The 25,205-nt window shown below is 66.0% G+C and carries 26 protein-coding genes; 13 read left to right on the top strand and 13 right to left on the bottom strand.

The window, feature by feature from the left end:
* Positions 1 to 8: 8 nt before the first annotated feature.
* Entirely contained in the window at positions 9 to 155 is a 147-nt protein-coding gene (locus LRA87_RS11440) for a hypothetical protein (protein ID WP_230631592.1), read from the top strand.
* A 248-nt stretch (positions 156 to 403) separates the two neighbouring features.
* Here LRA87_RS11440 and LRA87_RS11435 read toward each other — a convergent pair whose 3' ends face one another.
* Both LRA87_RS11435 and LRA87_RS11430 read right to left on the bottom strand, forming a co-directional pair.
* A complete protein-coding gene (locus tag LRA87_RS11435) occupies positions 404 to 1,711 on the bottom strand; it encodes an amino acid permease (RefSeq protein WP_230631591.1) in 1,308 nt (435 codons plus the stop codon).
* Positions 1,712 to 1,721: 10 nt separating this feature from the next.
* Positions 1,722 to 3,053 carry a NupC/NupG family nucleoside CNT transporter gene (locus LRA87_RS11430; RefSeq protein WP_230631590.1) on the bottom strand — a complete coding sequence of 444 codons (1,332 nt, stop codon included), beginning with the start codon at positions 3,051 to 3,053 and terminating at the stop codon, positions 1,722 to 1,724.
* 262 nt (positions 3,054 to 3,315) lie between these two features.
* On the opposite strand from LRA87_RS11430, the gene LRA87_RS11425 reads away from it, so the two are divergent.
* The 5 genes from LRA87_RS11425 to LRA87_RS11405 all read left to right on the top strand — a co-directional run bounded on the left by LRA87_RS11425 (position 3,316) and on the right by LRA87_RS11405 (position 6,856).
* A complete protein-coding gene (locus LRA87_RS11425; protein ID WP_230631589.1) occupies positions 3,316 to 3,969 on the top strand; it encodes a queuosine precursor transporter in 654 nt (217 codons plus the stop codon).
* Positions 3,970 to 4,014: 45 nt separating this feature from the next.
* Complete coding sequence (gene argB, locus LRA87_RS11420) at positions 4,015 to 4,914, top strand: acetylglutamate kinase (protein ID WP_230631588.1); 900 nt, start codon at positions 4,015 to 4,017, stop codon at positions 4,912 to 4,914.
* Positions 4,915 to 5,011: 97 nt separating this feature from the next.
* Positions 5,012 to 5,323, top strand: coding sequence for a YggT family protein (locus LRA87_RS11415; protein WP_230631587.1), 312 nt, complete (start codon positions 5,012 to 5,014; stop codon positions 5,321 to 5,323).
* A 49-nt stretch (positions 5,324 to 5,372) separates the two neighbouring features.
* Positions 5,373 to 6,239, top strand: coding sequence for a bifunctional methylenetetrahydrofolate dehydrogenase/methenyltetrahydrofolate cyclohydrolase FolD (folD, locus tag LRA87_RS11410; protein ID WP_230631586.1), 867 nt, complete (start codon positions 5,373 to 5,375; stop codon positions 6,237 to 6,239).
* A complete protein-coding gene (locus tag LRA87_RS11405) occupies positions 6,236 to 6,856 on the top strand; it encodes a MarC family protein (RefSeq protein ID WP_230631585.1) in 621 nt (206 codons plus the stop codon). Before folD ends, LRA87_RS11405 begins: the two co-directional genes overlap by 4 nt.
* Positions 6,857 to 7,033: 177 nt before the next feature.
* On the opposite strand, the gene LRA87_RS11400 is transcribed toward LRA87_RS11405, so the two are convergent.
* Positions 7,034 to 8,815 carry an AcrB/AcrD/AcrF family protein gene (locus tag LRA87_RS11400; protein ID WP_230631584.1) on the bottom strand — a complete coding sequence of 594 codons (1,782 nt, stop codon included), beginning with the start codon at positions 8,813 to 8,815 and terminating at the stop codon, positions 7,034 to 7,036.
* A 125-nt stretch (positions 8,816 to 8,940) separates the two neighbouring features.
* Here LRA87_RS11400 and LRA87_RS11395 point away from each other — a divergent pair, with 125 nt between their 5' ends.
* Both LRA87_RS11395 and LRA87_RS11390 read left to right on the top strand, forming a co-directional pair.
* Positions 8,941 to 9,324: a GtrA family protein gene (locus LRA87_RS11395; RefSeq protein ID WP_230632260.1), complete on the top strand. Its 384-nt coding sequence runs from the start codon at positions 8,941 to 8,943 to the stop codon at positions 9,322 to 9,324.
* A gap of 3 nt (positions 9,325 to 9,327) precedes the next feature.
* Positions 9,328 to 10,059 (top strand): class I SAM-dependent methyltransferase, encoded by a 732-nt coding sequence (locus LRA87_RS11390; protein ID WP_230631583.1) that lies wholly within the window; start codon positions 9,328 to 9,330, stop codon positions 10,057 to 10,059.
* 91 nt (positions 10,060 to 10,150) lie between these two features.
* Here the strand turns inward: LRA87_RS11390 and LRA87_RS11385 are convergent, their stop codons facing one another.
* From LRA87_RS11385 to LRA87_RS11370, 4 genes are all read right to left on the bottom strand, one after another.
* Positions 10,151 to 11,170 (bottom strand): glycosyltransferase family 2 protein, encoded by a 1,020-nt coding sequence (locus LRA87_RS11385; RefSeq protein WP_230631582.1) that lies wholly within the window; start codon positions 11,168 to 11,170, stop codon positions 10,151 to 10,153.
* A gap of 64 nt (positions 11,171 to 11,234) precedes the next feature.
* Positions 11,235 to 12,248, bottom strand: a complete 1,014-nt coding sequence (locus LRA87_RS11380) for a M48 family metalloprotease (protein WP_230631581.1) — start codon at positions 12,246 to 12,248, stop codon at positions 11,235 to 11,237.
* A 75-nt stretch (positions 12,249 to 12,323) separates the two neighbouring features.
* Positions 12,324 to 14,426, bottom strand: coding sequence for a RelA/SpoT family protein (locus tag LRA87_RS11375; RefSeq protein ID WP_230632258.1), 2,103 nt, complete (start codon positions 14,424 to 14,426; stop codon positions 12,324 to 12,326).
* 92 nt (positions 14,427 to 14,518) lie between these two features.
* Positions 14,519 to 14,833 (bottom strand): CC_3452 family protein, encoded by a 315-nt coding sequence (locus LRA87_RS11370; protein WP_230631580.1) that lies wholly within the window; start codon positions 14,831 to 14,833, stop codon positions 14,519 to 14,521.
* Between the two features lie 129 nt (positions 14,834 to 14,962).
* On the opposite strand from LRA87_RS11370, the gene LRA87_RS11365 reads away from it, so the two are divergent.
* Complete coding sequence (locus tag LRA87_RS11365; protein WP_230631579.1) at positions 14,963 to 15,439, top strand: winged helix-turn-helix transcriptional regulator; 477 nt, start codon at positions 14,963 to 14,965, stop codon at positions 15,437 to 15,439.
* Between the two features lie 5 nt (positions 15,440 to 15,444).
* Here LRA87_RS11365 and LRA87_RS11360 read toward each other — a convergent pair whose 3' ends face one another.
* From LRA87_RS11360 to LRA87_RS11340, 5 genes are all read right to left on the bottom strand, one after another.
* The gene (locus LRA87_RS11360; RefSeq protein WP_230631578.1) at positions 15,445 to 15,861 is read right to left on the bottom strand and encodes an acyl-CoA thioesterase; all 417 of its coding nucleotides are present in this window, start codon (positions 15,859 to 15,861) and stop codon (positions 15,445 to 15,447) included.
* Positions 15,862 to 15,865: 4 nt separating this feature from the next.
* Positions 15,866 to 17,086, bottom strand: a complete 1,221-nt coding sequence (locus tag LRA87_RS11355) for an LL-diaminopimelate aminotransferase (protein ID WP_230631577.1) — start codon at positions 17,084 to 17,086, stop codon at positions 15,866 to 15,868.
* A 95-nt stretch (positions 17,087 to 17,181) separates the two neighbouring features.
* Entirely contained in the window at positions 17,182 to 18,237 is a 1,056-nt protein-coding gene (locus LRA87_RS11350) for an SGNH/GDSL hydrolase family protein (RefSeq protein WP_230631576.1), read from the bottom strand.
* Complete coding sequence (locus tag LRA87_RS11345; RefSeq protein ID WP_230631575.1) at positions 18,234 to 19,241, bottom strand: glycosyl hydrolase; 1,008 nt, start codon at positions 19,239 to 19,241, stop codon at positions 18,234 to 18,236. The genes LRA87_RS11350 and LRA87_RS11345 overlap by 4 nt, the downstream gene beginning before the upstream one ends.
* A gap of 81 nt (positions 19,242 to 19,322) precedes the next feature.
* Positions 19,323 to 19,688 carry a DUF4440 domain-containing protein gene (locus LRA87_RS11340; protein WP_230631574.1) on the bottom strand — a complete coding sequence of 122 codons (366 nt, stop codon included), beginning with the start codon at positions 19,686 to 19,688 and terminating at the stop codon, positions 19,323 to 19,325.
* Positions 19,689 to 19,821: 133 nt separating this feature from the next.
* On the opposite strand from LRA87_RS11340, the gene LRA87_RS11335 reads away from it, so the two are divergent.
* From LRA87_RS11335 to clpS, 3 genes are all read left to right on the top strand, one after another.
* Positions 19,822 to 21,582 (top strand): PHA/PHB synthase family protein, encoded by a 1,761-nt coding sequence (locus LRA87_RS11335; protein ID WP_230631573.1) that lies wholly within the window; start codon positions 19,822 to 19,824, stop codon positions 21,580 to 21,582.
* Between the two features lie 462 nt (positions 21,583 to 22,044).
* Complete coding sequence (locus LRA87_RS11330; RefSeq protein ID WP_230631572.1) at positions 22,045 to 22,479, top strand: phasin family protein; 435 nt, start codon at positions 22,045 to 22,047, stop codon at positions 22,477 to 22,479.
* A 154-nt stretch (positions 22,480 to 22,633) separates the two neighbouring features.
* Positions 22,634 to 22,963, top strand: coding sequence for an ATP-dependent Clp protease adapter ClpS (clpS, locus tag LRA87_RS11325; RefSeq protein ID WP_230632256.1), 330 nt, complete (start codon positions 22,634 to 22,636; stop codon positions 22,961 to 22,963).
* Positions 22,964 to 23,055: 92 nt separating this feature from the next.
* Here clpS and LRA87_RS11320 read toward each other — a convergent pair whose 3' ends face one another.
* Complete coding sequence (locus LRA87_RS11320) at positions 23,056 to 23,787, bottom strand: Crp/Fnr family transcriptional regulator (RefSeq protein ID WP_230631571.1); 732 nt, start codon at positions 23,785 to 23,787, stop codon at positions 23,056 to 23,058.
* A gap of 130 nt (positions 23,788 to 23,917) precedes the next feature.
* Between LRA87_RS11320 and murA the strand changes: the two genes are divergently transcribed.
* A complete protein-coding gene (murA, locus tag LRA87_RS11315) occupies positions 23,918 to 25,201 on the top strand; it encodes a UDP-N-acetylglucosamine 1-carboxyvinyltransferase (protein WP_230631570.1) in 1,284 nt (427 codons plus the stop codon).
* Positions 25,202 to 25,205 lie beyond the last annotated feature (4 nt).

Here is a 25,205-nt window from a genome sequence, read left to right as displayed (position 1 = left end):
ACGATGCGATGAGCCTGGACGATACGATGGTCGATACGCCGGAAGGTCCGATGACCTTCAAGGAGTGGAAGAAGAAGAACCCGGTGCAGCTGCCCTCGCGCCGGACGAAGGGCAAGGACCTGCCGAACCGGGTGAAGACGCGGACTGGGGAGTAGGCCGATCGTTCGTCATCCCTGCGCAGGCGGGGATCCATGGGCGCAGGCTCTACTATGAAGCCGCGTCGTCAGCCAATATGGATCCCCGCCTCCGCGAGGATGACGATGTTTCGGGTGTTCGCATACCCTCAAACCCCGTCATCCCGGCGAGCGCCGGGACCCATGGGTTCGACCGGCCCATGGTGTAGCGCGATCATCAGCCGCGTGCGTCCATGGGTCCCGGCGTTCGCCGGGATGACGGAGTGAGATCAGCGGAACCGCACGACGTACACCGCGCTCAGCACCACAAGAAACGGCACCCCGTACGCCAGCGTCAGCGCGAACGGTCCGGTGAACGGCGTCGTCGCCAATATCGCGAGGATCGACCCCGCACCGGCGAGGCTGGTCCACGGATAGCCCCACATCCGGAATGCCGTCGGCGCGCCGTGTACCCGCCGGAACGCCAGATGCGTGACGAAGATCATGCCCCAGGTGAACAGCGCACCGAAGATCGACACCGCGATCATCACCCCGAATGCCGCATCGGGCCGCCACGCATAGACGCCGCCCGCGACGCCGATCCCCGCCGCCGATACCAGCAGCGCCCCCACCGGCACGCCGCGTCCGTTCACCCGCGCGAGGCCAGCAGGCGCGAGACCGCTTTCGGCGAGGCTGAACAACATCCGCGAGGCGGTGTAGAGCTGGCTGTTCATCGCCGACAGGGCCGCGATCAGGACCACCGCGTTGATGATCCCCGCCGCATAGGGCACGCCGGTCGCCTGCATCACCGTGACGAACGGGCTGGTCGCGGTTCCGGCCTGCGTCCACGGCACGATCGCCAGCATCACCGCAAGGCTGCCGAGGTAGAACAGCGCCAGCCGCAGCATCGTCGAACGGAACGCCTTCACGATCGCCCGCTCCGGATCGCGTGCCTCGCCCGCGGCAACGGCGATCATCTCGATACTGAGATAGCTGAAGATCGATACGATGACGGCGGTCCAGATGCCGCCGATCCCGTGCGGCGCGAAACCGCCGTCCATGGTGTAATGGCTCAGCCCGACCCCACTGCGTGCGATCACCCACAGCCCGACGGCGACGAACGCCACGATCGCGGCGATCTTGATGGCGGAAAAGACGTACTCGACCGCGCCGAACAGCCGCACGCTGGCAAGGTTCACCGCGAGCAGCGCGAGCGCGAAGCCCGCGATCCACCACAGGCCCGGCACGTCGGGTGCCCAGTAGCGCATGTAGATCGCGACGGCCGTCACCTCGGTCCCGATCGCGAGGATGATGCAGGTGACATAGGCGTAGCGGACGAGGAAGCCGGCGAACCGGCCGAGATAGCGCTCGGCGAACAGCCCGAACGATCCGGTCGCCGGGTCCGCCACCGTCATCTCGGCAAGGCAGCCCATCAGCGCCAGCGTGATAAGCCCACCGATGGCATAGCTCACCAGCACGGCGGGCCCGGCGAGCCCGATCGCGAAGCCGCTGCCCAGGAACAGCCCGGTGCCGACCGCGCCGCCGATCGCGATCATCGCGAGCTGGCCGGACCCCAACGTGCGCTTGAGGCCCGTCACGCGCGGTCGATCAGCCGATCAGCAACCCGGCGAGCGCCGCCGACATCAGATTGGCGAGGCTGCCCGCGGCCAGCGCGCGCAGGCCGAGTTTGGCGATCATCGGCCGCTGGTTCGGGGCGAGGCTGCCGGTCACCGCCATCTGGATCGCGATCGACGAGAAATTGGCGAACCCGCACAGTGCGAAGGTGACCACCGCCACCGTGCGCGGCGACAGCGCCGTCTGCTGGCCGAGATCGATGTACGCGACGAATTCGTTGAGCACGATCTTCTCGCCGAAGAGCCCGCCGGCGATCGCTGCCTCGTTCCATGGCACGTTGAGCAGGAACATCACCGGCTGGAAGACATAGCCCAGCAGGGCCTGAAAGCTGAGGCCGGGCAGGCCGACCATGTTGCCGAGGCCGCCCAGCAGCCCGTTGGCGAGCGCGACCAGTGCGACGAAGGCCAGCACCATCGCACCGACCGCCACGGCCAGCCGCACGCCAGTCTGCGCGCCCTGAGCCGCGGCCATGATCAGATTGGCGGGCTTTTCCTCGTCGTGGCTGGCATCGGGCAACGGCTCGCCCGGCGTGCCCTCCGGCAGCAGCGCGGCGGGGCCGGCGCCGCTGATCCGGTGTTCGGCGAGCGCGATCTGGCGGGCTTCATCGGGCTGGTCGCCGAGCGGCAATTCGCCTTCGGGCGCGACGCTCCGATCGGGCATGATGATCTTCGCCATCAGGATGCCGCCCGGCGCCGCCATGAAGCTGGCGGCGAGGAGGTATTCGATGCGGATGCCCATCGAGGCATAGGCCGCCAGGATGGTGCCGGCGACGCCGGCCATGCCGCTGGTCATCACCGTGAACAATTGCGGCGGCGTCAGGCCAGCGAGATAAGGGCGGATCACCAACGGCGATTCCGACTGGCCGACGAAGATGTTGGCGGCGGCGCACAGCGATTCGACCTTGGAGGTGCCGACGACCTTCTCGATCGCGCCGCCGACCCAGCGCACCACCAGCTGCATCACGCCGAGATAGTAGAGGATCGAGACGAGGCTGGCGAAGAAGATGATGACCGGCAGGGCGGCGATGGCGAAGCTCTGGCCGCCGATCTCGGGCGTCGCGAGCTTGCCGAACAGGAATTCGGTGCCCTTCTGCGAATAGCCGAGCAGCGCGGAGACGCCCGCGGAGGCACCCGCCAGCGCCTGCCGTCCCGGTCCCCAGTAGAGCACGATCGTCGCGATCAGCGCCTGCAACGCGAACGCCGCGCCGACGACGCGCAGCCGGATCGCCCGGCGATCGGTCGACAACGCGAAGGCGATACCGAGAATGACGAGAATGCCGGCAATGCCGATCAGGATACGATGCATCAATCAACCCGCGGGAATGAACCGCCGCGGCCCCCCGGCAGCGACAGGCCAGCATACAGCCGCTTTTCCGTGAGGCCAGAGCGGATTGGCCACCGCTTCGCGCTTCTCGACTCCCCTCCCTGCAAGGGATGGAAGAAGCCTATCTGCGCGGGGTTGGCCGCCGATACGTTCCACAGTCACGAAGGATGTGTGGAGGGCTGGCCCTTCGCCATGGACCGCGGAAGTATTTGCCCGGTCGCGGAAACGCGCTAGCGTCGTGGCGATGCAAATCCCTCCCGCCGCCGCGCCTGTCGCCATTCCCCGCGCGCTGTTCGTCTTTTCCGTCCTGTATGGCGGCATGGTCTGCATCGCCGGTGTGCTCGGCGTGAAGCAGGTCGCGCTCGGGCCGCTGGCGGTGGAGGCGGGGATCTTCGCGTTCCTGATCCTCGTCGCGCTCTCCAGCGCCATCGCCGAGCTGTTCGGGCAAAAGGTCGCCACGTCGCTGGTCCGGCTCGGCTTCGTGCCGCTGCTGGTATCGGCGGCGCTGATCCAGATCGTCATCGCGCTGCCCCATGATCCCGGCATGTACCCGCCGGCGATCGAGGCCTTTCCGGTCGTCGTCGGCCAGAGCGCGCGGATGATGATCGCCGGGCTGATCTCCTACGGCATCTCGCAGACGCTCAACGTCCTGATCTTTTCCAAATTGTCGCGCGGCGAGGGGCGGCTGGTCTGGTTGCGCGGGATCATCGCCAGCGTCATCAGCCAGATCATCGATACATTGCTGTTCATCTCGATCTCGTTCTACGGCGAACGCCCGATCCTTGGCCTGATGGCGGGTCAGATGGCGACCAAGGTGATCCTGTCGATCGTGCTGATGCCGTTGATGATCACCGGGCTGGTCGCGCTGGGCCGGCGACTGGATCGCAAGGCGTTTTGACGCCGGACTTTGAAGCCGGCTGATCCGCCGCTACAGGCGCGATCCATGACCGACTCCACCGCCACCGCCGCGCTGCTCGCCAAGGCCGAAACCCTGACCGAGGCGCTGCCGTACCTGCAACGCTACGCGGGCCAGACCTTCGTCGTTAAATATGGCGGCCATGCGATGGGCGACCCCGAACTCGCGCGCGATTTCGCGGAGGATGTGGTGCTGTTGAAGGCGGTCGGCATCAACCCGGTCGTCGTGCACGGCGGCGGGCCGCAGATCGGCGCGATGCTGAAGCGGCTCGGGGTCGAATCGCGCTTCGTCGACGGCCTGCGCGTCACCGATGCGGAGACGGCGCGGATTGCGGAAATGGTGCTGGCGGGATCGATCAACAAGGAGATCGTCGCCTGGATCGGGCAGGCCGGCGGTCGGGCTGTGGGGATCTCGGGCAAGGACGCCAATCTGGTCACCGCGATGAAGGTCGGCAGGGACACGCCCGATACGTTGCAGGGAATCGAGCGTCACGTCGATCTGGGCTTCGTCGGCGAGCCGGTGGCGGTCGACCGGACGATCCTCGACACGCTGTCGGGCAGCGGCATCATCCCGGTCGTCGCGCCGATCGCGTTGGGTGCGGACGGCCATACGTACAACATCAACGCCGACACCATGGCCGGGGCGATCGCCGCCGCGCTGGGCGCATCGCGCTTCTTCCTGCTGACCGATGTCGCGGGGGTGCTCGACAAGGACAAGCGACTGCTGACCGATCTCGATCCGGCGCGCATCGCCGCGCTGAAGACGGACGGCACGATCAGCGGCGGGATGATCCCCAAGGTCGATACCTGCGTCGCCGCGGTCGAATCCGGGGTAGACGCCGCCGTGATCCTGGACGGCCGCGTACCGCATGCGATGTTGCTGGAGATTTTCACGTCGGCCGGCGCAGGGACCCTGGTTCACGCGTAGCGCCCAAGTCCTTCCCCGCGAGGGGAGGACTTTGGGTATGTTCCCCGACGCCCGAACCCGCTACGTCCGGTCCGAACCCTAACCCCCGGAGCCTCGCGTGATCGCGCTTACCCTTATCCAGATCATCCAGGTGCTGCTGAACGTGGTCTGGTGGATCATCATGGTCCAGTTCGTCCTGTCGCTGCTGATCGTGTTCAACGTCATCAATACGTCGAACAACTTCGTCAGTTCGCTGCACTACGGGCTCGATCGGCTGACCGAGCCGATGTACCGCCCGCTGCGCCGGGTGCTGCCGAATATCAGCGGCATCGACCTTGCGCCGCTGGTCGTGCTGATCGTCATCCGCATCCTCGACAGCGTCATATTGCCGAACATCGCCGTCAGCCTGATGTCGAACGGCGCGATCTGAGGACTCCTATGCTGGCGAAGATTGCCGCCGGTCGCTATGGGGCCGCAGCATGACCGCCACGATCATCGACGGCAAGGCGCATGCCCTCGCCCTGCGCACCCGCATCGCCGCCCATGTCGCCAGCTTCCGCGAGCACACCGGCCGTGCGCCGGGCCTCGCCGTCGTGCTGGTCGGCGAGGACCCTGCGTCCGCCGTCTACGTCCGCAACAAGGGCAAGGCGACGCGCGACGCCGGCATGGAAAGCTTCGAGCATCGCCTGCCTGCCGATACCGATTCCGCGACATTGCTCGCGTTGGTCGAGCGGCTGAACGTCGATGCGGCAGTGGACGGCATCCTCGTCCAGTTGCCGTTGCCCGCGCATATCGATGCGCAGGCGGTGCTGCTCGCGATCGATCCGGACAAGGATGTCGACGGATTCCACCCGGTCAACGCCGGGCGACTGGCGATCGGGGCGGAGGGGTTCGTGCCGTGCACGCCGCTGGGGTGCCTGATGCTGCTGAAGGACATCCACCCGCATCTGGCGGGGCTGGAGGCGGTGGTCGTTGGCCGGTCCAACATCGTCGGCAAGCCGATGGCGCAATTGCTGCTCCAGCAGAGCTGCACCGTCACGATCGTCCATAGCCGCACCCGCGACGTGTTCGCACATACCCGACAGGCGGACATCGTCGTCGCCGCGGTCGGCATTCCGCAATTCATCAAGGGCGACTGGATCAAGCCCGGCGCGACCGTCATCGACGTCGGCATCAATCGCACCGACGCAGGACTGGTCGGCGATGTCGACTTCGCCTCGGCACGGGAGGTCGCGGGAGCGATCACGCCGGTGCCGGGCGGGGTCGGGCCGATGACGATCGCCTGCCTGATCCGCAACACCTATGTCTCCGCCTGCCGGCGCGACGGGGTGGAGGCAATGCTGTGATCGAGCTGTTCGTCACGACGCTGATCACCTTCTTCGTCATCATCGATCCGCTCGGCTGTGCGCCGATCTATGCCGGGCTGTCGTCGGGCGCATCCCCGACGCAGCGACGCGCGATGGCGTTCCGTGCGGTCGGCGTCGCATCGGCGATCCTGCTGGTGTTCGCGCTGGTCGGCGAGGACCTGTTGCACGGGCTGGGCATCAGTCTCGCGAGCTTCCGCATCGCCGGCGGCATCATGCTGTTCCTGATCGCGCTGGAAATGGTGTTCGAGAAGCGCACGCAGCGACGTGAGGATCGGGCCGCAGTCGTGGCTGCCGATCCCGAGGTGGAGGACGTGTCGATCTTCCCGATGGCGATGCCGATGATCGCCGGACCGGGATCGATCGCATCGGTGATGCTGCTGATGGCGCGCACCAATGGAATCGAGGCGACCGCGGTCGTGCTCGCCGCTTTGGGCGCGATCCTGCTGCTGACGCTCGCCGCATTGCTGGCGGCGGGGCCGCTGATGCGGTTGCTGGGCGCGCGGATCGAGGCGGTGATCACGCGGCTGCTGGGCGTGCTGCTGGCGGCGCTGGCGGTACAGTTCGTGATGGACGGGTTGCAGGTCAGCTTGCGGTAGGCCGTGCTTTAAGAAGGTGGTTCACGCGGAGACGCGGAGACGCGGAGGGTGTTTCGCGCGGCGCAGCCTTTCGCTTCTGCAACAAACGTGAGGATGGATGGCCTGGCCGCGTGCTCGCCGTCTCCGCGCCTCCGCGCCTCCGCGTGAAAACTCTTTTTTCTACGCTGCGCGGGCCGCTCAATCGACCTTGAACAGCCGGAGCGGCGAGCCTTTGGGCAGGGGCAGGGGGGTGAGCCACGTTGGTACTTCGCCGTGGGCGAGCTGGTCGTAGAAGCCGCCGGGGTTGCGCGCGCGGTAGTTGGTCGATTCCGAATGGTTGGGGCAGACCATCAGCATCGTCGCGCCGTGGCGGCGGATGATGGCATGCGCTTCGTTGGCCGAACGGCCGAAGGCGTGCTGGACGTCGAGGATCGCATCGCCGTTGCGGTGATAGGGGCCGGCGATGGCGTCGTGGTGGGTCACGGTGATCAGCCGAGGGCCGAGATCGGTGAAGGTGAAGATCGTCTGCGCCGGGTATCGGTCGAGCGCCTTGAGCACGGTGTAGCGGACGCAATTGCCGGTCGAGCCGTTGACCCGTTTGGTATAGGCGTTGGGGCGGTCGACGGGCAGGTATTTGATGATCAGCCCGGCGAACAGGCCGGAGACGATCAGGAATGCCGCCACCGTGCCGCCGACGCGTACCGGCATCGAGCGGTGGTTGAGCAGCCAGGGCAGGACGATCCAGCCGAGCAGGGTCGCGCCCGGTACGGCGAGCAATTGCGCCGCGGGGCCGGCGCGGACCTGCCACAGCAGCATCAGGCAGGCGAAGGTGACGAACAGCGCGACGGCGGTCCAGCCGATCAGCGCGCGAGTCCCACGTGCGCGCCACGCGCCGAGGATGACGCCGAACACGCCGACGATCGGCAGCGCGGCGATCGGGAAGCCGAGGCGGAAGGGGTGTTTGTAGATGGGCTTGGCTTCGCGGACGTTGTTGAGCCAGTTCTTCTCCAGCTCGGGCGAGACGCCTTCGGGGCGGCCGAGGCATTGCGGGAAGAAGTGGACGAAGCCCGCGACGATCACCGCGCCGGCGGCGACCGACAGGCCGATGCGGACGCCGCGCGAGGCGGGGTTGAGCCGGGCGAGCAGGAACAGCAGCGCGCCCGCCGCGACGGTGACGCTGAGCCAGACCGGCGTCAGCGCGTCGCAGCGCATCGCGTAATTGGCGTTGGAGGCGAAGGCGGCGAAGCCCAAGGCGCTGCCGCCGCCGAGGCTGAGGGCATAGGCCTGTAGCCGCATGGATTCGGCGCGGTCCCAGACCCAGCGCAGCGCGAGGATCGCGCCGGCCATCGCGCAATAGGGCAGCATCTCCAGCCCGATCGACAGGCTGACCGCGCTGGCGAGGCCGACCATCAGGCCGCCGCGTGCGCCTTTCGGATCGCACAGGCCGGCGACAGTGAGGCTGAGCATCGCGAGCTGCCAGCCGTGATGGTCGATGCGTTCGGGCAGGAACATCAGCATCGTTGCGGCGGTGCCGAGCAGGAAGACGATCGCCAGCGGCCACGCCAGGGGATGGATCAGCCGGCGGACGGTGACGGCCACGCCGAGCATGGTGATCGATAGCGGGATCAGCGGCGCGATGCCGCACGCGAGCCGTTCCGCCCAGAAGTTGCTGGTGAACAGGCGGAAGAACAGGATGAGGCCGGCGAGCGGCAGATCGACGATGCGGCTCCAGTGGATGTCGAAGCCGACCGGCGGATTGAGCCGATAGTTGCGCAGGTCGTACCAGCCCTGGCCGCCGAGCCATGCGCGGACCTGCATCAGGCGCATGTTGTCGTCGGTGTCGCCCAGCGACAGCCAGCGCACCAGATTCCAGTCGCTCCACACGTACCAGATCGCCACCGCGAGCCACGCGATCAGGGTCAGCGCGATCCAGTGCCGGTCGATCTCGTCGGCCAACCGGCCGCGGGGAGGTGTGTTCAACGTGCGCGACCTTCAATTGACCGTTTCGTTCCCGGCGTATTGCCTTTAGGGCGTGGCCGATGGCGAGGGAAGCACTGGTGGCGAGGGGCGTTCAGGCACGGATCGATGCGCTCCGCCGCAGCGGCATGTTCGGGCAGATCGTCCGGTTCGGTATCGCCGGCGGCATATCGACGCTGATCTATTCCGCGGTGTACCTGCCGCTGACCGCCTGGGTGCTGCCGCATCGGTTGGCGGTGCTGGCGGTGCCGCCCGCATTCCTTATAGCGGTGATCGCGGGATTCTTCCTGCACAGCGCCTGGAGCTTCAAGGGCCATGGCACGCGCGATACCAGCGGGCGCCAGCATGTGAAGTTTCTGGCGGTGCAGAGCTTCGGCCTGCTGCTCAATGCCGGCTTCACCTGGCTGGCGACGGGATTGTTGCACCAGCCGCCGTGGGTCGCGCTGATCCCGGTGGTGCTGATCACGCCGCTCGCCACCTTCGCGCTCAATCGCCAGTGGGTATTCGGATAAGATATGGATCGCATCGTCTACGACCGCATGGCGGCGCATGATTCCACGCATTGGTGGTATCGCGCCCGTCGTGACATCCTGAGCGATTACCTGACGCGGTACGGCAATGTGCCGAAGGGCGCGCGTATTCTGGAGATCGGCTGCGGCACCGGGCACAATCTGCCGATGCTGGCGACGTTCGGCGACGTGGACGCGATCGAGATCGACCCGGCGGCGCGCGAGATCGCGAGCGAGCGTCTCGGCAAGCCGGTCGGCGACGCGCGGTTGCCTGAGTTGCCCGGCGTGGCGCGTGGGGCGTACGACCTGATCGCGGTGCTCGACGTGGTCGAGCATATCGAGGATGACGTCGCCGCGCTGAAGGGTATGGAGAGCCTGCTCAAGCCCGGCGGCAAGATCCTGATCGCGGTGCCGGCCCATCAATGGCTGTGGAGCGCGCATGACGTGGTGAACCATCACCATCGCCGTTATTCCAAGGGATCGCTGGTGACGGCGATCGAGGCCGCCGGCCTGAAACCCCGCAAGCTGACGTATTTCAATTCGCTGCTGTTCCCGCTCGCCGCGGCGGCGCGTATCGCCGGCCGGTTGACGGGCCGCGACGACAGCGACGATTCGCCTCCCGCCAAACCGCTCAACGCGCTGTTCGAGACGATCTTCCGGCTGGAACGGCATGCGGTCGGCCGCGTGCCGCTGACGCCGGGGGTGTCGATCGTCACGCTCGCGGAGCCGAAATCCTGAACAGCGCTTGCCTGCGATAAGGGAGCTTTGAACGGAGTGCCTCGCGAGAACGGTTCTAAACTCCCGCTTTGCGAGGCGGGACCGGGAGGGCTTACTCCGCCGCTTCCCGCTGCGCCGTCACCTCGAACTCCGGGGACGGCTCCGCGGCGTTGAAGCCCAGGGTGGAATGTCCCTTCACCGGCCCGGCGATGTCGGCGACCAGATACAGCGGGCGTCGCTTCGATTCGATGTAGAGGCGGCCAAGATATTCGCCGATCATCCCCAGCACGAACATCTGCACCGCGCTCAATACGGTTACGACGAGCATCGTCGAGGTCCAGCCCTGCACCGGCGATCCCTCGAAGAAACCCCACAGGATGTAAAAGAGCAGGAGCAGCGATGCACCAGCCAGGATCACCGATGCATGGCTGGCGAACCGCAACGGTGCGGTCGAGAAACCCGTGACCGCATCGAATGCCAGCCTTACCATCTTGCCGAGCGGGTAATTGGTCTCGCCCGCATGCCGTTCGGCGCGATCGTAGGGAAAGGGCACCTGACGGAACCCGACCCATGCGACCATGCCGCGGATGAAGCGGGCCTGTTCGGGCAGCGACAGCAAGGCATCCAGCGCGCGTCGGCTCATCAGCCGGAAATCGCCGGTGTCGAGCGGGATCGGCGTATCCGTCACCCGGTCGAGCACGCGATAGAAAGCGGCGGCCGTCGCCTTCTTGAAGATCGTCTCGCCCTGCCGCTTGCGGCGCACCGCATAGACGACGTCCGCCGCTTGCGCCGCCATCGTCGCGCGCATGTCGGTCAGCAGTTCGGGCGGGTCCTGCAGGTCGGCGTCGATGATCAGGATCTGTTCGCCCGAACACAGATCGAGCCCGGCGGTCAGCGCGAGCTGGTGCCCATGATTGCGCGACAGGTTGACCGCGACCAGCCGGGGGTCGGCAGCGGACAGGCGCTGCATGACCGCCCAGCTGTCGTCGCGACTGCCATCGTTGATCAGCACGATCTCATGATCGTCGCCCACTGCCGTCTTCGCTGCGGCGGACACACGCGCGTGCAACAGTTCCAGACAGGCGGCTTCGTTATAGCACGGGATGACGATGGACAACGCGGGGCGATACATGATGCTCCCCCTTAGCCGGTCGGGGGAGCCTCATCCATACGTAACGTGGCCTAGCGGTGAACGGTCAGCGGGCGACTACCAGCTTGACCAGCATACCGGGACGTACCGGCGTGTCCTCCGTCAGCCCGTTCAGGACCTCGAACCGCTCCTGCTTCAGGTCGGGCACCGCCATCCGTGCGGAAAGCGTCGCGACGGTGTCGCGCGGCCCCACGGTGACGATGCGGATCATCTGCTTGCCTTGTTTGCCGTCGCCATAGGGCAGCCCGTCGAGCATGCGCAGGAAGGCGGTGTCCTGCGTCGCTGCCGGGCGCGTCTTTGCGGTAGCCTTGGCGAGCTGTTCGGCGCGTGCCACGCGATCGGGACCGTTGGGATGCGTCGAGGCCCAGCCGGGGAGGGTACGCGCGGTACCGCTCGACTGCGCCGCGATGCCGCTCGACTGGTCGAGCGAGAAGAGCATGTCGGCGGCGGCATAGGGATTGTAGTTCGCCGCAGCGATATAGCGAACGCCGAGCGCATCCGCCTGATATTCCTGATCGCGGCCGTATTTCAGCGTCACGAGCTGTGCCGCCGTCCGTGCGCCGCCGCCGGCGAGGCGACCCAGCGTCGAATTGCCGGCGGCGGTGCCGACCACGCCCGCCAGTACCGCGCCGATCGTCGAGGTGCGTTGCCGGCCGGCGGCATGGCGGGCGGCGACATGGCCGACCTCGTGACCCAGGACGGATGCCAGTTCGGCCTCGCTGTTCATCAGCGCGAGCAGCTGGCGCGTGACGTAGACATAGCCGCCGGGGATCGCAAAGGCGTTCTCCACCGGCGAGTCGAGCAGGGTGACCGTGAAGTCGCCCTGCGCATTGGACAGGCCGGACTGGACCGCGACGCGCTTGCCGACGCGCTCGACGAAGGCGGCCTGCGGACCCTTATAGGCACCGCCGAACTCGGCCATCAGCTGCGGATGCGCCTGACTGCCCTGCGCCTTGTCGGTTTCCGAAATGGAGCGCACGGTCCCTTGTGCGGCGGCAGGCGTGACGGGCGCGATGAAGATGGCGCCCGCGAACAGGGCGGCGGTGTAGCGGCGGATCATGATGCTCTCCCGGTGACGACCCTATAAAGCCATCAGGCCAGAGTTGTTCCACATGCGGAATGACGGCCGATGCGATCAGACCCGGTCCACCGCGTTCACCGCATCCGCCGCACGAAGGGCCGCGATCAGGCGCATCAGCTGGTGGATGTCGTGGACCTCGACGTCGATGACGTTGGTGTGGAACATCGAATCGCGCGTATCGAGCCGTAGCGCGATGATGTTCGCCCGGTGCGCACCGATGATCGTCGAGACGATACCCAAGGCGCCCGGTTCGTTCTTCACCTGCACCGCGATCCGCGCCACCGCGCCGTCGCTCTTGTCGCCCCAATCGACGTCGACCCAGTCGGTTTCGTCCGCGCCGCGCTCGGCAAGTTCGGCGAGGACGCGGCAGTCGATCGCATGCACCTCGATCCCCGCATCGGGGCGGCGCAGACCGACGATGCGGTCGCCCGGCACGGGATGGCAGCATTCCGCGAGGTCGAACGCGACGCCCGCGGTCAGCCCCTTGATCGAGATCGCGGTCGACTGCGGGGCAAGCAGGCGCATGTCCGCGCCGGCAGAGCCGGGCATCAGCGCCTCCATGACGGCGGCGTCGGAGATGCCGCGGCGGGCGATCGATGCCAGCAGCGCGGACTCGTCAGGGAGCTTCAGCCGCTTGAGCGCATGATCCAGTGCATCTGGACCGATCGTCGCCGGCATTCGCTGGACGATATCGTCGTACAGCTTGCGGCCGAGCGCGATCAGTTCGTCGCGTTCGCGATGGCGAAGGTGGCGGCGGATGCCGGCCAGCGCCTTGCCCGTGATCGCGAAGTTGAGCCAGCCCGGCTGCGGCACCTGCCCCTTGGATCGCAACACCTGGACCTGATCGCCGTTCTCGATTACTGTCGACAGCGGCACGACGCGGCCGTTGATCTTCGCGCCGACCGCCTGATCGCCGAGGTCGGTATGAACCGCATAGGCGAAATCGATCGGCGTCGCACCCTTGGGCAGCTGGATCAACTCGCCCTTCGGCGTGAACGCGAAGATGCGATCCTGGTACATCGCCATGCGGGTGTGTTCGAGCAGCTCTTCAGGGCTGCCCGCGGTGTCGAGGATCTCGACGAGGTCGGCGATCCAGCTGTGCTGGCTGTCGGCGCGGACCTTCTTTTCCTTATACGCCCAATGCGCCGCGAGGCCGAATTCCGCCTCCGCATGCATGTCTGCGGTGCGGATCTGGATTTCGATGCGCGCATTGTCGGCATGGATCACCGACGTGTGCAGCGACCGGTAGCCGTTGCGCTTGGGGGTCGAGATATAATCCTTGAACCGCCCCGGCACCATCGGCCAGCGGCGGTGGATCACGCCCAGCACCTTGTAGCAATCCTCCACCGTCGGCACGATCGCGCGGAACGCCATGATGTCGCTGAGCTGTTCGAAGCTGATGTGGCGCTCGCTCATCTTGCGCCAGATCGAATAGGGATGCTTTTCGCGACCGTGGACCTCGGCCTCGACACCGGCGCGGCCTAGCAGCAGCTTCAGGCCCGATCCGATCTTGGTGATGCGGTCGCCGCCGCCGGTCTTGAGTTGTTCCAGTCGCCGGCTGATCGATTCATAGGCTTCGGGTTCGAGCTGTTCGAAGGCGAGCGTCTGCATCTCCTTCATGAACTCGTACATGCCGATCCGCTCCGCCAGCGGCGCGTAGATGTCCATCGTCTCCTTCGCGATCCGCCGCCGCTTTTCGGGCTTGGGGATGTGATGGAGCGTGCGCATGTTGTGCAGGCGGTCGGCGAGCTTGACCAGCAGCACGCGGATGTCGTCGGACATCGCGAGCAGGAACTTGCGCAGGTTTTCGGCGGCGCGCTCGTTCTCGGTTTGCGCCTCGATCTTGCTGAGTTTGGTGACGCCGTCGACAAGCCGCGCGACGTTGGGCCCGAACAGACGGGTGATCTCCTCCGGCGTCGCGACCGTATCCTCGATCGTGTCGTGGAGGATCGCGGTGGCGATCGTCTCGTCGTCCAGCCTCAGGTCGGTGAGGATGCCGGCGACTTCGATCGGGTGGCTGAAGTACGGATCGCCGCTGGCGCGCTTCTGGCTGCCGTGCGCCTGCATCGAAAAGACGTAGGCGCGGTTGAGCAGCGCCTCGTCGGCGTTCGGGTCGTAGTCGAGCACGCGGTCGACCAGTTCATATTGCCGTAGCACGCCGACCACATGGAGTAGGGTCATGCCGCTTTGCAACATCTTGTTGCGTCGGGCGATACGATTAGGTCGTCACCGGGCCCTCGCGGAAGGTCTTACGCCTTCCTGGCCTTGGCGTTGCATTTGGCGAGCTGGTCCGCGTCATAGGGTTTGCCCGCGACGGTGAAGCTGCTGACCGCACCGATCTGGCGTACCACCAGTTCGCACAATATCGCGGGGCGTTCGGGGGCGTGGCCCGCGACGAAGGCCTGACCTTGCAAGCGCCATGCAGTCGAGCGGGTGATAAAGCCCGTCTTGGTCGAGGGGGCGGCGGGGACCGCGACATAAACGTCGGCGGGAGCCGGGGCGGCGATTGCAGCAGTGCCGGCCAGCGTGGCGGCAGCGATGGCGAGCGTGGCGAAAAGCTTCATGACCGGTCCTCCCGAACCTTTATAACGAGACCGCCGTCTACCTATATGAGTTGCAGGTTGCAACTGGAAACCGATAAAGGCTTCTCGGCTCACGCCGAAATGCGGTAGATCAGGCGCAAGAGGATCATCATGGCGACACCGGCCGACCTGCCCAAATTACGAGAAACATTGCGCGAATGCAGCCTGCCGGCGGCATTGGAGGCAATGGGCGAACGTTGGGCGTTCCTGATCCTGCGGGCGGCATTCAACGGTCTGCACCATTTCGAGGAATTTCAGGCCGAACTGGGGATCGCCCGTAACATCCTGGCGAACCGACTGGCGCGGCTGGTCGACCACGGCATCCTGCAACGCGAACCGATGCCCGACGATCGCCGCAAGATTCGTTATACGCTGACCGAAAAGGGGCACGCCCTGCTGCCGACGATGATCGCGCTTCGGCAATGGGGCGAACGCTGGGAATTGTGCGCGCCGGCGTTTCCGATCCTTGTCGACACCCGCGATCGGCGGCCGATCGCCGCGATGGCGGTGCATGCCCATGATGGCCGCGTGCTGGGAAAGGGCGACCTGATCTGGGCGCTGCCCGAAGACGTCGAGCCGAACGAATAGCCGCGCTACAGCGCTTCCAGAAAGGTCCGGACCGTATCGCCGATCGCGAGCGGTCGTCCGGTCGGCAGATGCACGTTCACCATGACCATGACGATCTGCGCGTGCAGGACCCCCGTGTCGGCATGGGTCAGGTCCATCGCCATCGTCAGGCTGCTGCCGCCGACCCGTGCGATCCGGACATGCGCCTCGACGGTGTCGCCCCACACGAAAGGCTTGAGATAATCGACCTCCGCCTTGCGGACATGGAATTCGGTATGGCGCCAGACGTCACCCAGAGCCGCCTCGATCCCCGTCCATTCCCAAAAGTCGGTTGCCGCGACGTCCGCATATTCGAGATAACGCGAATTGAAGACGACCTTCTGCCCGTCGATCTCGGCGTAGCGCACGCGAAACCGCGTCGAGAATGCAAATCCGTCCCGCACCCGATCAACCCGCTTTCTGGCCCAGCGACTGACCCGGCGTGTTGACGCCCATCGATTGCAGGTAGCGCTTCACGTTGCGCGCCGCCTGTCGCAACCGCTGTTCGTTTTCGACGAGGGCGATCCGCACAAAGCCCTCGCCGTTCTCGCCATAGCCGACGCCCGGCGCGACCGCGACATGGGCATGGGTGAGCAATTGTTTGGAGAATTCGAGGCTGCCCAGATGCGCGACCGCCGGCGGCAGCGGCGCCCAGGCGAACATCGAGGCGCGGGGGGAGGGGATGTCCCAGCCCGCCCGCGCGAAGCTTTCGACCAGCACGTCGCGGCGCTTGTGATACAGCTGACGGTTGGTCTCGACGATATCCTGCGGGCCGTTGAGCGCGGCGCATGCCGCCGCCTGGATCGGTGTGAACGCGCCGTAATCGAGGTAGGATTTCACTCGCGTCATCGCCGCGATCAGCGTGCTGTTGCCGACCGCGAAGCCGATCCGCCAGCCCGCCATGCTGTACGTCTTGCTGAGCGAGGTGAATTCGACCGCAATGTCCTTCGCACCCTTCACCTGCAGGATCGAAGGCGTCGGATTGCCGTCGTAATACAGCTCGGAATAGGCGAGGTCGGAGATGATCCAGACCTTGTTCTCCTTCGCCCACGCCACCAGCCGCTCATAGAAGGCGAGGTCGACCGCTTCCGCCGTCGGGTTCGACGGATAGTTCACCACCAGCACCGACGGGCGCGGCACGGTGAACGCCATCGCGCGCTCCAGGCTTTCGAAATAGGCTTCATCGGGCGTCGTCGGTACGGCGCGGATCGTGGCGCCGGCGATGATGAAGCCGAAGGTGTGGATCGGATAGCTGGGGTTGGGCGCGAGCACGACGTCACCCGGCGCGGTGATCGCGGTGGCGAGGCTGGCGAGCCCCTCCTTCGATCCCATCGTCACCACGACTTCGGTCTCGGGATCGAGATCGACGCCAAAGCGGCGGCCGTAATAATTCGCCTGTGCGCGGCGGAGGCCGGGAATACCCTTCGACTGGGAATAGCCGTGTGCGTCGGGCTTGCGCGTCACCTCGATCAGCTTCTCGAGCACGTGCGCGGACGGCGGCAGGTCGGGATTGCCCATGCCGAGATCGATGATGTCCTCGCCCGCCGCACGCGCCGCAGCCCGCATGCCGTTGACTTCGGCGATGACATAGGGCGGCAGGCGCTTGATGCGGTAGAAGTCGTCGGACATGGGTCACCTTCAATTGACCCTGCCGTCTTACGCCCGCCGCGGCTCTTTAACCACCGTTTCCGTTCCCCGGTGGTGCGGCGGAGGTGGCGGCCCGGTCATTTCCAGATGCGATGTTCGTCCGCATATCGCGCGATCGCCTTCGCGATCAGCGTGTCGTCCGCCACCGACGGATGGTAGTGACATCCTGCAAAGGTCAACTTCGGCGCGCGCAGGAAGCCGATGTCGCGCATCCCTTCCGCGGTCAGGCGACTGACGACCGTGGCTTCTTCCGCCGCGATCTCGCCGTCGGCAAGGTCGGTCGCCCAGAGCAACACGTGCGCCCCGGGATGTGTCGCGCGCAGCGACCGGATGAAGCGCATGAAGCGCGCCTCGTAATCGGCGTGCAGCGCCTCGCGCGTCCGCCAACGCTCGCCCGGTTTCAGCGCGGTCGAGAAATCGTTGGTACCGAGCGCTATGACGAACAATTGCGGGTTCCAGCCGGTATCGGTCGGCCGCCTGGCCTTGTCGAACAGGACGTAGGGATAGGCGTCGACCGTCGTGTCGGCCTTGAACCCGTCGTAATTACGCACGACGCCGCGGCCGGAAATCGCATGGACGCGATAGTCGGCGCCGTAGTGGCGGGCGGTCTGGCCGGCGATTCCCTGCGATGTATCGGTGGTCGCCCAGACCTCCGCCTCGGTGCAGTCGCGTTTGGTGGACGTGTTGCCATAGCCGACGGTGTGCGAATCGCCGATGAACTCGATCTGCCGCCGCGCGGCGGCCGGCGCGGGCAGTGGCGTGCCGCCGGGTGCGGCGAACAGCCCGCCGAGAATGGTGGGCCCAGACTGGCTCTCGCTGGCGACCTCGACGCGGATCACATGCCTGCCCTGCGCCAGTCCATCGATCCGGTAGAGGCCGGCGGCAGGCTTGACGAGGGTCTGCACCGGCTTGCCGTCGATCAGGACATGCAGGATCATGTCGCCCGTCCCGACCCGTAACATCGCCTGACGTCCGCGAAATGCGCCCTCGACATAGGTGCCCGGCCATTGCCGCCGCCAGCCGGCGCCGACGCGCTCGGCGCGCCCGCCGATACGGACGGCCAGCGGCTTGCCCGTTGCGGTTGCCGCCGGTACCGGCGTCACGCTCGCGAGCAGCATCGCGGCGATCATCATCGCCCGAACCTCAACATCGCGGGCAGTTCATCCCTGGTGACGTAGCGCGAACTCGCGAAATCGCGCTTCAATTGCGCGGGCGTGTTCTGGTCCGCGCCCGTCAGCCAGCGGGTGTGCCACGTCATGAACCACAGCCAGTCCGCCTGCGGCCCGAGCAGTGCCGGATCCGGCACCGGTCCGTTTTCATGCAGGCAGATCGGTACGTCGTCGCCGACGATGGCCTTCACTGCCGCGAACATCGGCGCAAGATTGCCGTGATCCGCAACGTATATGTCCGCACCCGCGATATCGACCCTGTCGCGGCCGGGGTAATAGGCCGGGTCGACGTTTTGCCCGGCCCATCCCAGCACCCAGATCAGGTTGTTCAGCCCGTGCTGCCGTGTGAAACGATCGTACATCAGCTGCCAGAGCGCCTTGAACGCGTCCGGCCCGTGCTTGCCCCACCAGAACCAGTCGCCGCTGAATTCGTGGAAGGGGCGCCACAGCACCGGCACCTTCGCATCGCGCAGCACCGTCAGCAGGCGCGCGATGTGATCCATCTGCGCGAGCATCAGCCGGTTCTGCGGAGTGCCGGGCTTCAGCGCGGCGACGACGTCGAAGTCCTGCTTCGAATGTTCGTATCCCGTGCCGATATCGGGGGCACCCCAATGCCAGCAAAAGGTCACGATCCCGCCGCTCCGCGCCCACGCAAGCGCCCGGGCGTTGACGCGGGCATGGTCGCGCGGATCGATATAATCGAATCCCAGAATTGCGGGCGCCCGGCCGGTAACCCGCTGCAGATACGCCAGCTCGCGCTGCGCATTCGCGAAATTGTAGCCCTGCTCCTGCTGGCCCGTCAGCGTATGCCGGCCGTATTGGCTCCACAGATAGTCATAGAGCGTGCGGGCCCCGGCACTTGCCTCCGCATTGGCGAGGGTGCGTGACGGGGCCGTGGCGGCAAGCGCCGATGCGGGCGTCAGACCCAGCGCGGCCAATCCGGTCAACGTCGTTCGTCGCGTCAGCATGCCATCTCTGTCCTACCGCAGATATCGACAGCCTAACGCAATTAATGAAAACAAAAATAAGAAATGCGGGTCAGCGGGCGGTCATGCGCCCCCGACCGCTAGCGGCGGTGTCTGTTGGTGCTGGACCACGCGCCACACGTCATGTTCGAGACGTCGCATCGTCGTGGTGCAATACGCGACATAGCCGGTCGCGCCCTCGCGGGTCGCTTCCGCCTTGTAGGCGATCGTGATGAGTCCTTCCTGCGGGCGCATCACCTGCTGCTCGCTGAACGTCACCTTTGACCAGCGCGGCGTGTCCGCTACCGCCTCGATCGCCTGCGACGCCGAGAGCACGAACGGCTGTTCGGGCAGCACCATCACGCATTCGTCGTCGACCAGTTCGCGGTAATGCGACGCATCGCCGGTCCACAGGCTTTCCTCGAACGCCCAGATGCGATTGTCTTCCATGATGATTCTCCCGATTGTCGGGATGCAAGCGCAAGGTGGCGCGGATCGTTCCCGGGCGCTCATCGTCCAGCAACGCTAATCCGGTTCCCACGCGCATTCGCCGCCGCTACGATGTCGTCAGGAAGAGGATGCCATGGCCGATCCACACGACGACCAGACCGCCCGCAGCGCGACCGGTGCGCCCGATCTCGCGGAGCTTCAGCATTGGACCTGGGTGATGGGTCGTGCGCAGCAGATGATGATGGAACAGGGCCTCGGCCTGATGCAGGCGGGCAAGGCAGCGGATGCGCCGGTATCCAGCCCTTTCGGCAATGCGGCGCTGCTTCAGCAGACGCAGGATTTCTGGAAGGACAACCTTGCACTCTGGCAGCGCTTCGTCGATCCCGCCGCTGCGATGGCGCCGCCTCCGGGATCGGATGGCGACGCGCGCGACAAACGCTTCAAGGCGGCGGCGTGGCGCGACGACCCCTATTTCGACTGGATTCGCCGCAGCTACAATCTGATCGCCGATCACATGCTGCGCGGTGTCGACGCGCTCGATGGGGTGTCCGACCAGCAGAAGGACAAGCTGCGCTTCGCCGCCAAGGGGCTGGTCGACGCAATGAGCCCGTCGAACTTTCCGATGACCAATCCGGAGGTGGTCGAGAAGACGATCGCGACCAAGGGGCAGAACCTGCTCGATGGCCTCAGGAACATGCTCGCCGATATCGGCAAGGGCCAGCTGACGCATACCAGCGAGGGCGCGTTCGAGGTGGGACGCAACCTGGCGATGACGCCCGGGAAGGTGGTGAAGCGGACGCCGCTATACGAGCTGATCCAGTATACCCCGGCCACCGGGCAGGTATTGGCGACGCCGCTGGTGATCTTTCCGCCCTGGATCAACCGCTTCTACATCCTCGACCTGACCCCGGAGAAGAGCTTCATCCGCTGGGCGGTGGAACAGGGCATCACCGTCTTCATGGTGTCGTGGAAGTCGGCCGATGCGTCGATGAAAGACGTGATCTGGGACGACTACGTCGCGGCGCAGGTCGATGCGGTGGATACGATCCGCGCGCTTCTGGATGTGCCGGCGGTGCATACGATCGGTTATTGCGTAGCCGGCACGACACTGGCGGCAACACTGGCGCTGCTGGCCGCGCGTGGTCAGGCGGACAAGGTCGCGAGCGCCACCTTCTTTACCGCGCAAGTCGATTTCTCGCGCGCGGGAGAATTGCAGAACTTCGTTACCGAGGAGCAGCTGGCCCTCATTGGCGCACTGTCGCCGCAGGGCTTCCTCGACGGGCGTTATATGGCGGCGACGTTCAACCTGCTGCGCGGGCGCGACCTGATCTGGAACTACGTCACCAACAATTACCTGATGGGGTCGGATTACACGCCGTTCGACCTGCTGCACTGGAATGGCGATACCACCAACCTGCCGTCCAAATGGCATTTGTCGTATCTGACCGACCTGTACCGCGACAACCTGCTGGTCCAGCCCGGCGCTATGTCGGTGGCAGGCGAGGCGCTCGATCTGACCAGGGTCACGACGCCGGCCTATGTCCAGGCGGGCCGGGAGGATCATATCGCACCGGCGGACAGCGTATGGAAGATCACGCACCTGTTCCGCGGACCGCTGCGCTTCGTGCTCGCCGGATCGGGGCATATCGCCGGCGTGGTCAATCCACCTGCGGCGCGGAAATATCAATACTGGACCAACGATTCGGACGTACAGACGCTCGACGACTTCGTGGCCGGCGCCACCGAGACGAAGGGCAGTTGGTGGCCCGACTGGATCGAATGGCTGCGCGCGCGCGGTGCGAACGAGGTCGTAGCGGATGGCCCACGCGTGCCGGGGCAGGGCGCACTGCCCTCGCTCGGTGATGCCCCGGGCGAGTACGTACGCGCACGATGACAGCCCGATCCCGCAATCTATGTTGCACTGCACAAAATATGCTTGAATGATCTCCCCGCTTCCGTTATTGTGCGCCGCAGCATAATAGCGGGAGTAGGATCATTGGACCGCAACGTCCCTAAATCGCCGGCAAGATCCGGACGTCCGCGCGGCGCGCGTGACACCGTCGATTCAACCGCCGCTGCCCCGCTTGCCAAGATCAAGCCGACCGGCAGGAAGCCGGCGCCCTTCGAGAAGCCTGCGGAATCCGGCCCCGTGCCGCCGATGTTGGCAGCGCCCAGGCCACCGGCGGCGCCAACGCCCGCCGCGGCCCCAGCGCCGACGCTTCCCGAACCCGTCGTCCCGGCCGTTCCGGTCGCGGCGTCTCCTGAGCCGGTGGTCGAAACGCTCGATGCCCCGGTCGCGGTCCCGCTCGCAGAAGCGCCCGCTCCCGCTACGTCAACCGCAGTAAAGGAAGTCATCATGGAAACGATCGAGAACGTCACCGCCAAGACCCAGACCGTGTTCAACGACGCCACCGAGCGCGCCAAGGGTGCGGTCGAGAAGAGCCAGAAGATGTTCGAAGAGGCCAACGAATTCGGCAAGGGCAACATCGAGGCGCTGGTCGAGGCATCGAAGGTCGCCGCGCGCGGCATGGAAGCGATCGGCCAAGAAGCCGCCGCCTTCGCCAAGAAGTCGTTCGAGGAGGCGACCGCCGCCGCCAAGACGATGAGCAGCGTGAAGTCGCCGACCGAACTGATGAAGCTGCAGTCGGACTATGTCCGCTCGGCGTTCGATGCGATGGTGCAGCAGACCTCGCACAACACCGAGGCGCTGCTGAAGCTCGCCGGTGAAGTCGTGCAGCCGCTGTCGAACCGCGCCGCGCTTGCCGCCGAGAAGATCAAGATCTCCGCGTAATCCGTACGCGTCGGAACCGACGTTCGGGGCGGTCGCAGCGATGCGGCCGCCCTTTTCGTGCCGACCTTTTCCTGTCCGGGACGCATCGCCCTCTTGCCCCTGCGCCCCGGCATGCCATATTTCGGCGATCCACATGACAGCTGAACCGATCACCATGGCCGAACGCCGCGACGATGGGACGGACGAGGGAACCGGCACCGGCCTCGCCACCAAGACCCGCTCGAAAACGAAGCAGCCGACGCCGTACCGCGTCCTGATGCTCAACGACGATTACACGCCGATGGAATTCGTTGTCCTGTGCCTGCAGCGTTTTTTCCGGATGAACATGGAAGAGGCGACGCGGGTGATGCTGCACGTTCATCAAAAGGGCGTCGGTGTGTGCGGCGTATTCTCGTACGAGGTCGCCGAAACGAAGGTCGGGCAGGTGATGGATTTCGCCCGTCAGAACCAGCACCCGCTCCAGTGCACGCTGGAAAAGGCCTAGGCCGGATCGGCGTCCGCGCTTCGACGCGCCGCCGGGTATCCGGGACTGACCATCACCCCCGTAAGCGGCGTGCGATGTATTGCCGACGGATCTCAGCGCGCGTCGGGTAGCCAGCCGAGTTCCAGTCCTGCAGCACGCTCGACATGGTGGCCGGTCCTGGCAAGACCCGCTTCGTTGAGCACGGTGAAGCGTCCGCCTTCGCGGGCGATCAGCCCGTCCTCTTCCAGCTGACGCAGCATGCGGTTGACGTGCACGGCGGTCAGCCCGGTGGCATCGCCGATCTCTTCCTGTGTCAGGCCCAAAGTGAAGGTGTCGCCGATGGTGGCATCGAGCATGCGGAGGCGGTTGCGCATGGTGATCAGCAAAGCCGCCACCCGCGCCTTGGCCGTCGCACGGCCGATCCCGGCCAGTCGATCCGTCAACGCCACCCGCTCGGTCTGGTCGACCGCTATCAACAATGCCGCGAGGCGTGGGTGTTCGATCGTCAGGTCGGCGACGCTCACGCGCTCCAGCGGTGCGACGGCGCATTCCGTCAGGGCCATCACGGTTTCGGGCGAACTGCGATAGGCAAGGCTGGCCATCGCGATCAGGTCGCCGCGGAACAGGAAGCGCAGGATCTGCCGACTGCCGTCGGGCAGGATGACATAGCTCATCATCGTTCCGCGCTTCAGCACGAACAATTCGGACATTTTGTCGTTTTCACGCAGCAGCACGGCACCACGCCGGAGCGTGCGCTCGCGCTGCTCCAGTTTATCGAGTGCCGCCCGTTCGTTACCCGACAGGTCGATCAGATCGCCGAGACGTTCGGCGAGACAGCTGGCCACGCGGTGCAATTCCCCAATTCTTCAGGAAGAAGTGTAAGCAAACACCGGAAATGGTTGCATTAAAATCGATCAATCGGACCCGTGTGAATGGCAACTTGCACGGGCGCAGCAGCACGTTAGACGGCATTGCATGGACCGTATTCTCATCCGCGGCGGCAATCGTCTGTCGGGCCGCTTGCCGATCTCCGGCGCCAAGAACGCCGCGCTCACCCTGATGCCGTGTGCGCTGCTCACCGATGAGCCGCTGACGCTGCGCAATCTGCCGCGTCTGGCCGATGTCGACGGTTTCGGGCATTTGCTCAACCAGCTGGGCGCCTCGACCGCGATCGAGGGCACGCGACCCGAGGATTTCGGCCGCGTCATGACGATCCGTGCCGGCAAACTGACCTCGACCGAAGCGCCGTACGATATCGTACGCAAGATGCGCGCGTCGATCCTGGTGCTCGGCCCCGTGCTGGCACGGGCCGGTGAGGCGACCGTGTCGCTGCCCGGCGGTTGCGCGATCGGCAACCGGCCCATCGATCTGCATCTGAAGGCGCTCGAGGCGATCGGTGCGGAACTCGAGATGGCGGCGGGCTACGTCAAGGCCGTCGCTCCCGGCGGCCGTCTATCGGGCGGACGCTATCGCTTTCCCGTCGTGTCGGTCGGCGCGACGGAGAACGTCGTGATGGCCGCGGTGCTGGCAAGGGGCAGCAGCGTGATCGAGAATGCGGCGCGGGAGCCGGAGATCGTCGACCTGTGCAATTGTCTGGTCGCGATGGGTGCGCGCATCGCGGGGATCGGCACCGATACCCTCGAGATCGAGGGCGTCGATCGCCTGCACGGAGCGACCTATGCCGTGATGGCCGATCGTATCGAGGCGGGCAGCTACGCCTGCGCCGCGGCGATCACCGGGGGGTCGCTGGAGCTGGTCGGCGCACATGCCGGCGACATGCAGGCGACGATCGATGCGCTGCGCAGCGCGGGCGTGACGGTGACCGATACGAAGGACGGCGTGCTGGTCGAGGCGGACGGTCCGCTCGGTCCGGTCGATATCTCGACCTCGCCCTATCCGGGCTTCGCGACCGACATGCAGGCGCAGTTCATGGCGATGCTGTGCAAGGCCACGGGCACCAGCGTGCTGACCGAGACGATCTTCGAGAACCGCTACATGCATGTGCCCGAACTCGCGCGGATGGGCGCCGACGTGCAGGTCCATGGTCGTACCGCGCTGGTCAAGGGCGTCGACCGGCTGGTCGGTGCGCCCGTGATGGCGACCGACCTGCGCGCCTCGATGAGCCTGATTCTCGCCGGACTGGCGGCAGAGGGCGAAACGTCGGTCAGCCGCGTCTATCATCTCGACCGCGGCTACGAACGGCTGGAGGAGAAGCTGTCCGCCGTCGGTGCCGACATCGAACGGGCCAGCGACGGCTAGTCGC

The organism is Sphingomonas sp. Leaf37 (genome assembly GCF_920939475.1).
GTDB lineage: Bacteria > Pseudomonadota > Alphaproteobacteria > Sphingomonadales > Sphingomonadaceae > Sphingomonas.
Note: the sequence above shows the minus strand (reverse complement) of the source record. Positions and strands in the feature narration are given on the sequence as shown.